Annotated in this window: 10 protein-coding genes; 3 read left to right on the forward strand and 7 right to left on the reverse strand. The window is 63.8% G+C overall.

From position 1 onward, the window contains the following. Positions 1–85: 85 nt before the first annotated feature. The 5 genes from CLAM6_RS03860 to CLAM6_RS03880 all read right to left on the reverse strand — a co-directional run bounded on the left by CLAM6_RS03860 (position 86) and on the right by CLAM6_RS03880 (position 5,688). Complete coding sequence (locus CLAM6_RS03860; RefSeq protein WP_153635192.1) at positions 86–1,372, reverse strand: cation diffusion facilitator family transporter; 1,287 nt, start codon at positions 1,370–1,372, stop codon at positions 86–88. A 73-nt stretch (positions 1,373–1,445) separates the two neighbouring features. Further along, on the reverse strand, positions 1,446–3,005 hold the full coding sequence (locus tag CLAM6_RS03865) for an ABC transporter permease (RefSeq protein WP_242007736.1): 1,560 nt from the start codon (positions 3,003–3,005) through the stop codon (positions 1,446–1,448). Further along, positions 2,995–3,723, reverse strand: coding sequence for an ATP-binding cassette domain-containing protein (locus CLAM6_RS03870; RefSeq protein ID WP_153635193.1), 729 nt, complete (start codon positions 3,721–3,723; stop codon positions 2,995–2,997). Before CLAM6_RS03870 ends, CLAM6_RS03865 begins: the two co-directional genes overlap by 11 nt. 4 nt (positions 3,724–3,727) lie before the next feature. Next, entirely contained in the window at positions 3,728–4,609 is an 882-nt protein-coding gene (locus CLAM6_RS03875) for a putative selenate ABC transporter substrate-binding protein (protein ID WP_172978617.1), read from the reverse strand. A 221-nt stretch (positions 4,610–4,830) separates the two neighbouring features. Continuing rightward, positions 4,831–5,688 carry a MurR/RpiR family transcriptional regulator gene (locus CLAM6_RS03880; protein ID WP_043332471.1) on the reverse strand — a complete coding sequence of 286 codons (858 nt, stop codon included), beginning with the start codon at positions 5,686–5,688 and terminating at the stop codon, positions 4,831–4,833. A gap of 390 nt (positions 5,689–6,078) precedes the next feature. On the opposite strand from CLAM6_RS03880, the gene zwf reads away from it, so the two are divergent. From zwf to CLAM6_RS03895, 3 genes are read left to right on the forward strand one after another with little or no spacing between them, the layout of a single operon-like run. Then, positions 6,079–7,569, forward strand: a complete 1,491-nt coding sequence (gene zwf / locus CLAM6_RS03885) for a glucose-6-phosphate dehydrogenase (RefSeq protein ID WP_043332469.1) — start codon at positions 6,079–6,081, stop codon at positions 7,567–7,569. A 1-nt stretch (position 7,570) separates the two neighbouring features. Further along, positions 7,571–8,263: a 6-phosphogluconolactonase gene (pgl, locus tag CLAM6_RS03890; RefSeq protein ID WP_153635195.1), complete on the forward strand. Its 693-nt coding sequence runs from the start codon at positions 7,571–7,573 to the stop codon at positions 8,261–8,263. A 56-nt stretch (positions 8,264–8,319) separates the two neighbouring features. Next, entirely contained in the window at positions 8,320–8,982 is a 663-nt protein-coding gene (locus CLAM6_RS03895; RefSeq protein WP_043332465.1) for a bifunctional 4-hydroxy-2-oxoglutarate aldolase/2-dehydro-3-deoxy-phosphogluconate aldolase, read from the forward strand. A gap of 229 nt (positions 8,983–9,211) precedes the next feature. Here CLAM6_RS03895 and CLAM6_RS03900 read toward each other — a convergent pair whose 3' ends face one another. Further along, the gene (locus CLAM6_RS03900) at positions 9,212–10,258 is read right to left on the reverse strand and encodes a ketopantoate reductase family protein (RefSeq protein ID WP_242007737.1); all 1,047 of its coding nucleotides are present in this window, start codon (positions 10,256–10,258) and stop codon (positions 9,212–9,214) included. Positions 10,259–10,329: 71 nt separating this feature from the next. After that, entirely contained in the window at positions 10,330–12,477 is a 2,148-nt protein-coding gene (locus CLAM6_RS03905; protein ID WP_153635196.1) for a DNA topoisomerase III, read from the reverse strand. Between the last annotated feature and the right edge of the window lie 59 nt (positions 12,478–12,536).

A 12,536-nucleotide genomic window follows, 5' to 3' on the forward strand; every position in this document is an offset into this window, starting at 1 on the left:
CTTTTGAACGATGAGGGATCAACCCAAGCCTGCCTCTGAAGTTCAGGATGCCATGTCTGCCTTTGCCTGCAGTGTAACCCACACGTCAGCGCTGGTGGATATGTGACATCACACCGATCTCCAGCTTGCCAAACCACTCAAGGCCCGCTGCGAGGCGTTCCATCTCGGCGATTGATGCGTTGCGTGAGTCAGCGTCGTGGTTACATTGCTGAGCTGTTTCTGAGATGGCTCGCGTAGCACAACCCGGCAACTCCAGCAGGATATCCACATGCGGGGCTGACGCATCGGTATCAGTAGACGCGGTGGCATGGTTGACGTAATGCAGTGTAAGGCCGCTGCGCGCCTGCCAGAGAGGCGACTGCTGCCAGCATTCCTCGAGTGCGACGATGATGTCGTTGCGCAGGGGCAGGGGCTGCTGCCGCGAGGGCTGCGCCAGGCTGGCCTGGCCGAGGTGCGAGTCATCTTCAGGGTCGATGTGATAGAGCACATCACTGAGCTGGGGGAATTCGGCCTTGAGGCGAGCCACGGCGTGATGACCGATGGCATGGCCTTCCGAGACGCTGATGCGTGGCGCGACCAGCAGGTGGACTTCCAGCACGATACGGCCGGCCAGCGTGCGGCTGCGCAAGTCATGTGCGCCACGCACCTCCGGTAGTGACAGTAAGCACTCACGCATGGCGTGTTGTTGTTCGCGTGGCAGGGCGGTGTCGATCAGTTCGCGCGAGGCCTCCCAGGCCAATGAGGCGCCGATCTTGCCTACCATGACGCCAACGACGACCGCCGCGATGCCATCCAGCCAGCTGGCCCCCAGCTGGGTACCGATCAGACCTATCAGCACCGCTACGGTGGAGAGCGCATCGCTGCGCGAGTGCCAGGCATTGGCCTCCAGCAGCTTGGATTTCTGCTTGCGCGCGACCTTCAGCGTGGCGCGAAAGATACCTTCCTTGACGAGCAGCGAGATGATCGCGATGCCGATGCCCAGCGCGCCGGGCAGCGGAATGGTCAGTGAGCCGAACATCAGCTCCCAGCTGCGCAGAATGCCTTCCCAGCTAATGGCGCCCGCCACGGCCAGCAGCAGACTGCCAAGCACCAGGGTGCCGAGCGTCTCGATGCGCTCATGCCCCCACGGATGTGAGCGATCCGGCGCCTGGCGGCCGTAGTGAGTCGCCACCAACACGAAGGCATCCGTCACCAGGTCTGACAGGGAATGGATGCCATCGGCGATCAGCGCCTGCGAGCCGACCAGTTTGCCGATGACGAGCTTCGCGACACCCAGCACGCCATCCAGCGCCGCGCCGATCAAGGTGATGCGCTGTGCTTCACGCTTGGCGCTTGCCGTGCTGGCAGCATCTGCGGGTGACGATTGAGGCATGGGAAGGCTCGCTCAAAGGAGAGTCGGGGGCGTCATGAAGTCAGCGCCTACTTCTGCGCAGGCCGGGCAGGAGTCAGCGCACGCAGCTGTCTTCAGAGATCTCGCCGCTGGGGCGCAGGCGCCGCGCTAGGCTATCAACGCCGATATTGAGTATGGCGGTGAGCACCAGCAAGGCAAATGCCTGATCAAACATCAGGTATTCGAAGCTCGAGTCGATATGGAAGCCCAGCGTCACCACCCCCAGCATGCCGAGAATGGCCGTCTCGCGAATGATGGTCTCGGCGCGGTAGAGCAGCAACGCGAACATGCCGGGGGCGACACGCGGGTTGAGTTCATAGAGCCAGCATTCGAACTTGCCCTGCGGGCGACTGGGCGGCAGCTGAATCTGGTTGGCATGGCGAGCACACAGGAAAGCGATGATCGCGCCATTATGCAGTGCCAGCGCCAGCCAGGCGGGCAGCAGCGAGGGCCCCAACAGCAGCAACAGGATGAAGGCCAGTATCAACTCCGGCGTGGTGCGCAGGAAGATCAGCAGGCCGTTGGTCGAGTGTTGCGAGAGGCGGTTGCCCACATGGCGGCTGGCCAGCGGCCATAGCAGCATGGCGATCAGCAGACTACCGGCGGTGCCCAGCAGGCCGAGCAGCAAGGTATTGCCGATGGCGGGCAGCAGGTCGGGCAGGTGACTGGCCCATTGCAGCAGGCCTGTCGCGAGCTCGCCCGAGGTCAGTGACTCGAATGATGCATTGACCAGCGGCGCCGGCCAGATGTCATGGCTGATGAAGCGCCACAGCAGGGGCGGGCTGACATCGGGCCATGGCCCCAGCCACCAGAGGCTGGCGATGGCCAGCACCGGCAATACCCGACGGTGACCCCACCATGGGAGCGTGGCGATCAGCAGATAGAAGATCCACAGCAGAGCGCCCGCCTCGGCGTAACGGCCCTCGCGAAAGGCGCTTTCCAGATAGAAGCCCAGCGTGGGCAAGCCGACGAAACCAAGCAGGACGCTGGCGCGCAGTCCGCATTCGAAGCGATAGCGGGTGTAGCTGGCCATGCGCCGCCACGCCATCGGCAGTTCTGCATACACAAAGCGCATCGCACGCGAGCTGGCATAGGGCAGTGCCTTGAGCGGCGCCTGCGGCAGTTGTTCGAGAATCTCGGCATAGACCTTGGCGAAGGTCGCCGCATAGGGAATCGTGATCGCCGCCAGCGCCGTGGCGGCCGACAGCCCGAACACCTGCAGCAACAGTAGCGCCCAGAACAGCTCATGCACCGCACGCAGCCCGGCGCAGATGCCCCGCAGCAAGCGTGAGCGAGAGTAGACCAATGCCAGTGGCAGCCCGATCAGCGCACCCAGCAGGGTGCCCCACAGCGCAAAAGCGATGGTCAGGATCAGGGCGTGCAGCGGGGATTCCAGCGCGCCGGGAGCCGGCGACGCCAGACCCGCCAGCATGCGGCCCAGTTCCTGCCAGGGATCGCGCGAGGTAACGGAGAGATCGGCGAAGGGCACCAATACCAGCATGGCGATCACTAGACCACCACCGAGGCGCATCAGGCGCGCACCGTCACTGCGTGCCTGCCACCAGCGAGGGGGATGGCGCAGCTCTGCCGTCATGGTGGAGGGGTCAGCTGACATCGGATGACTCGCGCGTCGCCGCAGCGGGGTACAGGAAATCCAGGTCGCCAGGCGTTAGTCCGTCGGTCGCGACATCCAGCAGCACGTGCCCCTGGCCGTCAGCCTGCTTGCCAAGCCCGATCACGCGCGTGAAGTGAGTAAGCGCCAACTCACGCTGATGAAGCGCTACTACACTGGTCGCGTGACGGGCATGTATCAGCTGGATCAACTGACTGGCCTGATGCGGGTCCACGCTTGCGACGGGCTCGTCACCGAGGAACAGCTCATGACCCTGATAGAGCGCGCGTGCGATGGCGACACGCTGGCGCTGACCGCCGGAAAGCGCCTCGACGGAGCGTTCCATCAGGCCGGCGATACCCAGCGGTTCGCACAGCGCGGCGACCGTCTGCCAGTGAGCCGGTTTCGGGCGCAGCAGATTGAGCAGGTTGGTCAGCCGTGAGTGCTGGTCCAACCGGCCCATGAAGATGTTGTGGTAGACCGACAATTGCGGCACCAGCCCCTGGCGTTGAGGGCACCAGGCGGCGGCTACGTCACGCTGTTGCAGCGCGGCGCGCAGGGCTTCCAGCAGCGTGGACTTGCCTGCGCCACTGGCGCCGAGCAGGGCGATGCGCTCGCCCGGCAGGAGGCGAATATCCAGATCACGCAAGACCACCTCGACGCCATGGCCGAGGTGGTCTTGCGAAAGGTGCAGCAGTGGAGAGGGTGTTTCCTGGGTCATGAGCTCAGCGCAGCAGACCGAGCTGCTCACCGACGGTCTTGATCGGCGCGTAGTCATCGTTGCTGGCCGGAATGAAGCCGGAGCGCGGGAAGCTCTCGAGCAGGTCCGGGTCCTTCATGTCCAGCAGGGCCGTGGTGACATGGGCAGTGAAGTCCGCGCCGAAATGGCTGTCGGCATCGCCACGAATGGTCCACTGATAATCCGGGTAGGCCGGCGTCTGCCACAGCACCTGCACCTTGCTCGGGTCGACCTTGCCATCCTTGACGGCCGCTTCCCACACCGCGAAGTTGACCGCGCCCACGTCATAGGTGCCGGCGGCGACCAGTGCGATGGTGCGTGAGTGGTCGCCGGAGAAACCGACGCGGCTGAACAGGGCATCCGGTGCCTGCTGGAACTGCTCGCGCAGATAGTATTCCGGCATCAGGCGGCCTGAAGTGGAGGTCTTGGCGCCGAAGGTGAAGGAGTGGCCTTCGACGGAGTCGGGCAAGGCGTCCAGCGGCTCGGCGGCATCGCCGGCCAGCTTGAGGTCGCGACGTGCGATGAAGTAGCTGCGGAAGGCGGCATCTTCCACGCCCTGGGCGATGGCGACGGAGCCCGGCACCATCTGACGTGCCTGAACGCCTGTCAGGCCGCCGAACCAGGCCATCTGGATCTGATCATTGCGGAAGGCGCTGACGGCGGCGCTGTAGGATTTGACCGGCACATACTCGACATCGACGCCCAGCTTCTCTTCCAGATACTCGGCGACCTTGTCGAAACGCTCGACCAGGCGTGACTCGTCTTCATCCGGAATCGCCGTGAACTTGAAGGTGTCGGCCTGAGCCAGACTCATGGTCACGGGAAGGGCGGAAATCAGGGTCAGAGCAGCAGTGGCCAGCCAGCGCATGGGAAGCATCCTCAGCATTCACGACATGAGACATCACGCGGCGAGCACCGCATGTCAGGGGGGTATGGCGCGTATTGTTGTGTCTTGATCACGCGGGTGCAAGCCCCGCGCCATGCCTGAAGGATCGCTCAAGTGACGCTGAAGAGTCAGTAGCGCGTTGAATGGCTGCGCAGGAAGAGCTCATTTGCCTTAGCTGGGGCTGATGACCTGATGGCTAGTGCTCAAGACTCCGGTGGGAAACGGGTGTCCTTCAAGCTGTCCTTGATCTTCTTGAGATGCTGCTGGAAGTCTTCTCCGCGGCGCAGCGTCACGCCGGTGGCCAGCACGTCGATCAGGGCCAGGTGGATCATGCGTGAGGTCATCGGCATATAGATATCGGTGTCTTCCGGCGCCATGACTTCCAGCACTTCGGTGCACTCGCGCGCCAGCGGAGAGTCCGGTGCGGTGATGCCCAGTACCGCGGCGCCATTGCTGCGTGCGAGCTTGGCGATATCGACCAGCTCGCGGGTGCGTCCGGTGTAGGAGATGATCACGATCACGTCGCCGGTATGGCAGGCGGCGGCCACCATGCGCTGCATGAGCACATCTTCATAGGCCATGACCGGCAGGTTGAAGCGGAAGAACTTGTGCTGGGCATCCGCCGCGACCGGGCCTGAGGCGCCAAGGCCGAAGAAGCAGATCTGCTTGGCCTGGCTCAGGTAGTCGACGGCGCGTTCGATGCGTCTGGGGTCCAGTGCGCGACGGGCATCGTCGAGCGCGGCCACGGTGGCGCCGAGAATCTTGTCGCCATAGGCGGCGGCATCATCGTTCTGATCGACACTGCGTGACACATAGGGCGTGCCGCCGGCCAGGCTCTGGGCCAGCTTGATCTTGAAGTCGGGGAAGCCCTTGGCATCGAAGTTGCGACAGAAGCGGTTGACGGTCGGCTCACTGACCAGTGAGGCCTGAGCGAGCGCCGCGATGCTCATGCCGGTGGCCGCAGCCGGGTCCGCCAGAATGACGTCGGCGACCTTGCGCTCGGAGCGATTGAGCTCGTCGAGACGTTCACGGATGCGATTGATGAGGTCGTGTACTGCCATTCGCCTGTTACCCTGCCATTGTGTAGTGAAATAACTACGTAATCTGGGCATCCTAGCCTCACTCGTCTGGTAGGCCAAGCATCTCTTTGGGTCACTTGCTGATCCAGGGGTGCGAAGGACGAGGTGAAAGCGAAAGCGCCGCTGACTACCACTTTTAGGTAAGTTTACCTATTTGTGGGGCGAATTGTCTTGAGTGACAGCGGCGTTATCGCTACATTTGTTGTTAATATAACCAGCCATGTATCGCCAACGCCTTCCCGGTGCCGTGTGTCATTCGAGCCTCTCCTCGCCGCGCCAGCCTGCGCAGCCTTCCAGGAAGCGGGTTCGAAGTCGCCCACCTTGTCGGTCATTTCGGCATACAGGGCAGTTTCGACGGGAGAAATCGGCGGCATGAGTTCCGACATCATTCCGGGCGTGGATATTGCCCTGTTCGGCGCCTTGGGCGATCTCGCCAAGCGCAAGCTATATCCAGCCCTTTATCACCTCGACCGTGACGGTCTGCTCGAGAAGGCAACCCGCCTGATCGGTCTGGCGCGTCAGGATGTCAGCCTCGAATCCTTCAAGGACACCGTGCAGGCGGCGCTCAAGGAGCGCGTCAAGCCGGAACACCTCGAGAAGGAATGCATCGAGCGCTTCCTCTCTCGCATCAGCTATGCGGCGCTGGACTTCAGTACCGTGGAAGGCTATTCCGCGATCGCCGATTGGCGTGTGGATGCCAAGGGCAAGCCGTCGCCGCGCCCGCTGATGATCTATCTTTCCGTACCGTCGCGTATCTACGGCGACATCAGCAGCAATCTGCAGGCGGCGGGCTGTCTCGACGAGCACTCGCGTGTCGTGGTCGAGAAGCCGATCGGCTCTGATCTGGAGAGCTCGCGCGTCGTCAACGACGCGATCGGCGCCGTCTTCCACGAATCCCAGATCTACCGTATCGATCACTATCTGGGCAAGGAAACCGTACAGAACCTGATCGCGCTGCGCTTCGCCAACCCGATGTTCGGCAATCAGTGGAATCAGAACCAGATTTCCCACGTCGAGATCACCGTGGCGGAGAAGGTCGGCATCGAAGGGCGCTGGGGCTACTTCGATCAGGCCGGTCAGCTGCGTGACATGGTGCAGAACCACCTGCTGCAGCTGCTGTGTCTGATCGCGATGGATCCGCCGTCCAACCTGGACGCAGACGCCATTCGTGACGAGAAGGTCAAGGTTCTCAAGGCGTTGCGCCCGATCACCGGCGAGCGTCTCAATACGGATCTGGTGCGTGGTCAGTACATTGCGGGTGCCGTCGATGGCCAGCACGTGCCGGGCTACCTCGAGGAAGAGGGTGCCAATACCGAATCCCAGACCGAGACCTTCGTGGCTTTCAAGACCGAAGTCTCCAACTGGCGCTGGGCCGGTGTGCCGTTCTACCTGCGGACCGGCAAGCGCATGCCGGAGAAGCTGTCACAGATCGTGATCCACTTCCGTCAGCAGCCGCACTACATCTTCGATCCGGACCAGCGCTCGCTGGCGGCCAACAAGCTGATCATTCGTCTTCAGCCGTCCGAAGGCATCTCCCTGCAGGTGCTGACCAAGGACTCCGGTCTCGACAAGGGCATGCGTCTGCGTCCGGGCCCGCTGGATCTCGACTTCAACAGCGCCTTCCCCAAGCGCCGTATTCCGGAAGCTTACGAACGTCTGCTGCTGGAAGTCATCAAGGGCCAGCAGTATCTGTTCGTGCGTCGTGACGAGATCGAACACGCCTGGCGTTGGGTCGATACCCTCATCGATGGCTGGGAATCCCGCGCCGCCACGCCGCGCCGTTATCCGGCCGGCTCTTGGGGGCCCGTCTCCTCGATCGCGATGATCACGCGCGATGGTCGCAGCTGGTATGAGGAGTATTGAGATGAGCGCCACCGTGAATGAGCAGGACCCGCGCGTACAGACCGCGCACTCTCTCGCCGAGTATCTGGCCGCTGCCTTGCGCGCTGATCTCGACGTTGATCCGTCAGCGCGTGCGCTGCTGGTGGTTTCCGGCGGCTCCACGCCCAAGCCGCTGTTTGCCGCGCTGCGCGACAAGCCGCTAGATTGGTCGCGGGTCGATATCACCCTCGCCGATGAGCGTTGGGTGAGCGAAGACGCCGATGACAGCAATGCACGCTTCGTGCGTGAGCACCTGCTGAGTGGTGCGGCCAGTGCCGCCACCTTCCATCCGCTGACCAATGCCGAGGCAGAGCCGGAGGACGGTTGCACAGAAGTGAGTGCTCGCATCGCGGCGCTCCCCTGGCCGGCTTCCGCGCTGATTCTTGGCATGGGCGGCGATGGCCATACTGCCTCGCTGTTCCCGGACGGTGACCGCCTGCAGGAAGCGCTGACCAGTGCGGATTGCTGTGTGCCGATGCGTGCACCCAGCGTGCCGCAGGCGCGTATCACGCTGTCTCTCGAGCGTCTGCGCCAGACGCGTCGTACCGTGCTTCATCTCACGGGGACCGACAAGCAGGCCGTGCTGTCGCGCGCGCTGAGCGACGTCGAGGCGGCCAGTGAACTGCCGATTCGTGCCTTCCTGTCCGCGCCGCTGGCGCTTTACTGGGCCCCCTGATCACATCGGCCGCGGCCAGCCACAAGGGAGGCTGGCCGCGGCACAAGGAGAACGCCATGAGCTTTGAAAAACAGCTTCCGTCGACTCGCACCACCGAGATCGACAGCATCTGCCAGAAAGCCTCCGTGCTGCCGGTGATCGCCGTCGAGCGCATCGAGGACGCCGTACCGCTGGGCAAGGCCCTCTACGAAGGTGGCCTGACCGTACTGGAAGTCACGCTGCGTACCGACTGCGCGCTGGAAGCCATCCGCCTGATGCGTGAAGCGCTGCCCAACGCCAGCATCGGTGCCGGCACCGTGCTGACGCCGGAACAGTATCGCCAGGTGGAAGAGCTGGGTGTCGACTTCATCGTCACGCCGGGCACCACCGAAGCGCTGTACCAGTACGGCGTGACCAGCAGCGTGCCGATGCTGCCGGGTGTCGCGACCGTTTCGGAGCTGATGACGGGCTGGCAGTACGGTTACCGTCGCTTCAAGTTCTTCCCGGCGGAAGCCGCGGGCGGCGTCAATGCGATCAAGTCCTTCGGTGGCCCGATCAGCGAAGCTCGCTTCTGCCCGACTGGCGGCATTTCCCTGAGCAACGCCGCTGACTACCTCGCGCTCAAGAACGTGATGTGTGTCGGTGGTAGCTGGGTCGCGCCGCAGAAACTGATCGATGCGGGTGACTGGGATGGTATCCGCGAGCTGGCGCGTGAAGCCTCAGAGCGTTTCCACCGCTGAAGCCTGATATCTGGATGAGTGCTGGTCACTGATCCAGCGGTTGCCTGCCAACGTCATGCACGCCGTGCTTGAGGCTGACAGGCTGCCAGTACTGCTCTCTCTCGACAGCTTGGCTGTTGCTTGTGACCCGTCTCTCGCGAGGCGGGTCTTTTTTTGTGCGCGTCATCTGGGGAGAGAGGCGAGGCTAGCTTGTCTGGCTGGAGTCGCTGGGCTGGTTGTGATGCCGGTTTCAGCGTTGCGGCGTGCTCAGCTGGCGGTAGAGGTCATCCAGCAAGGGCAGGGCCAGCCCATGTCGGACGGCGGCAAGGCGCAATGGGCCAAGGATCGCCTCGACCTCGGTAGGGCGACCGGCGAGCACATCCTGCAGCATCGAGGCGCGATTGTTGGCGGTCGCGCGGATGACCTGTTCGACCAGCGCCTGCCAGCCTTCCCTCGGGGCAGAGATGCCTTCGCTATCCAGTACCGCGCTGATCTCCTCGACCGCCTGGCGCACCATCGGGGCAAATGGCCGGTCGCGCAGCTGGCCATTGCGAATGCGATAGCGTGCCACCAGGGGATTGATCGCCGCATTGATCGCCAGCTTGTGCCACAGGCGAGTCTGGATATCCGGCGTCTGCTCGCACGCAAACCCTGCAGCCTTGAGCCAGTCACATTGCAGGAGAGCGGCCTGGTGGGACTGGCTGTCGGGATCGCCGTCGCCGTCACTTTGCCATGCGCCCAGCCAGGTGTGGCCGCGCCCGGCGTGTTGCACGCCAAGGTGCTGGAGTTCATCCGCGGTTGAGTCAGTGTCAGGCGCCGCGCTTGCGCTAGGCTCGGCTGGCAGCCAGGCGCCTTCGGTGGTGCTGGCGCATAGCAGATTGGCGTGGCGTTCGGCCAGCCACGGCTGAGCGCTCAGGCCATTCTGCCAGCAGGTCACGGGAGTCCCGGGCGTGATATGTGGTGCCAGTTGCTGCCAGACGGCGGGTACACCGTGGGCCTTGGTCGTCAGCCAGATGGTGGAAGGCTTTCTGGATGGCGAGCCTTGCAGTGTGTCAATTGTTGAATAATTTATCTTTGCGCTAACAGTGTGTGATTCCGGTGTGGTCATGTCGAGCATGACGTCTTGCCCCACCATTGCCTGACGCCCCAGCAGCAAGACACGCGGTAGCTCGGTTGCCCCCTGCTCACGCAGCTCTCGCTGGCGCGCTGCCATCAGCGAAGCCGCCAACAGGCGCCCGATGGCGCCCGGGCCGATGATCCACAGCCAGTTATCTTCCGGATCAGTCATTGTATGCATATTCGTCATCTTGTCATGGAGAGCAGTGCGTGAGCGCGGGAAAGGCCGGTTGTACTTCACCTGACCTGCTGTCAGCTGTCGGTCTTGCACCGTGACCCAGTCGCTCGCTTGCGGGGACTCCTGGTGGAAGCACTTTTACGAGAAGCGCCGTCAGTAGTGCTGCCAGAAGCGGTCTTGCCTGAAGAGCTGCCAGACGCGCGCTTCTTGTAGGACGTGGCCTTGCGACGCGAGCCGCCCTTGCCGCCGCCCTTGCGCGGCGCGGGTGTCGCACCGCCGACGCTGGCAAGTGCCGTGCTCAAGCGGCTGGCGGAGCTATCGGCGAGCAGCGCACGCAGATCCACGATCAGCTCGCTCAGGAAGGGCGCCGCCGGGTCGCCTTGCTCGTGGATCAGGCTCAGGCGTTGCTCCCACTGTGCGGTGCGCTCCGGACGCGATACGGCAGGCGGCAGGGCATGAATCAGCGCGCGACCGATACGCGTCGAGCGCATCGCCTGGCCTTCGCGCACCAGATAGCCGCGATTGATCAGTGTCTCGAGCATGCCGGCGCGTGTCGCTTCGGTGCCCAGGCCATCCACATCGCGCAGCGTGCGTCGCACCGCTTCATCCTCGACGTAACGTGCGATGTTCATCATCGCCTGGATCAGGCTGGCGTCATTGAAGGGCTCCGGCGGGCGGGTCTCTTTCTCCTCGATACCACAGTCGAGTACGCAGGCCGGTTCGCCTTCCGTCAAGGCGGGCAGTGGCGGCGGGGTCTTGTCATCGGCAGCTGCGTTCTTGTCAGAGGCCTTCTTGTCAGAGTCTTGCTTATCAGCTGTCTCCCCGGCCCCCGCAGCGCGCTGGAACAGCACCTTCCAGCCCTCGTCGATCACGCTGCGGCCACTGGCGCGGAAGGGCTCCTTGGCGAAGCGCAGCTCGACCTTGACCTCGCGATAGCGATAGGCCGGATAGAACTGGGCCAGCACGTTGCGGGTGATCATGCGGTAGAGGTTGGCTTCATCGCGCGACAGGCGCGCATAGTCCGGCTCGCGCCCGGTCGGCGCCAAGGCGTGGTGCGCGCTGACCTTGCTGTCATTGAAGGCGCGTGAGCGCAGGCTGAAATCGGCGCCGCCACTGAAGCGTTCAAGCTCACGGTCACCCACGCAGGCGCTGATCATCAGATTGGCCATGCCGGCGTGATGTTCACGCGGCAGATAACGGCAGTCGGAGCGCGGATAGGTGATCAGCTGATGACGCTCGTAAAGCGCCTGACAGGTGTCGAGGACCTTCTGGGCGGGCAGGCGAAAGCGGCGCGCGGCATCGACCTGCAGCGCCGAGAGCGAATAGGGCAGCGGCGCGGGCTGTGACTTGTCGCTGGCCTCGACACTTTCGACATGGCCATCGCCGAGGGTGGTCAAGGTCGCGAGATGTCGGGCGAGGCGCTCGGCGGGACGGCTATCCAGCAGGCGACCCTTGTCATCGAGTGGCAGCGGGGTGCCCTTGTCCGCCAGGCGTTGCAGCCAGGGCGAGCTGGGCGCATGCCACCAGGCCTTGAAGCTGCCCGCCGCCACACCTGCCTCGATCCACAGCGGGAAGAAGGCGCGGGGCTCGAAGGCCTCGATTTCCTCGTCACGGCGCACGACCAGTCCCAGCAGCGGCGTCTGCACGCGTCCCACCGACAATACGCCGTCGTGGCCGGCCTGGCGTCCGGTCAATGTCCAGGCGCGAGTCAGGTTCATGCCATACAGCCAGTCGGCGCGCTGGCGCGCCAGTGCGGCTTCATAGAGCGGCTGCCAGCGCTGATTGTCGTCCAGCTTGTTGAGGGCACGGCTGACGGCAGGGCGGTTCATGTCACTGATCAGCAGGCGTTTGACCGGCCCGCGCCAGCGCATGTGCTCCAGCACTTCCTGCACCAGCAGCTGGCCTTCACGGTCGGGGTCGCCGGCATGCACGACCTCATCGGCCAGCTTGAGCTGCTCGCGGATGGTCTTGAGCTGACCGCGCGCCTGGCTGCGTGGCTTGAGCTTCCATTGCTCGGGGATGATCGGCAGGTGATCCAGCGACCAGCGCTTGAAGCGCTCGTCGTAGTCATCCGGCGGGGCCTGCTCCAGCAGGTGGCCGATGCACCAGGTGACACGGGTGTCACCGGCATCGATATAGCCGTCGCGCTTGCTTGAGCGTCCGGGCAGCGCCTCGGCAATGGCGCGGGCGAGGCTGGGCTTTTCGGCGATGATCAGGCGCATCGGGCATCCTGCGGTCAAAGGCTGTCGATATGATGATCCATACAGTATGCCGTTGGCCC

It is taken from the genome of Cobetia sp. AM6 (genome assembly GCF_009617955.1).
GTDB classification, from domain to species: domain Bacteria; phylum Pseudomonadota; class Gammaproteobacteria; order Pseudomonadales; family Halomonadaceae; genus Cobetia; species Cobetia amphilecti.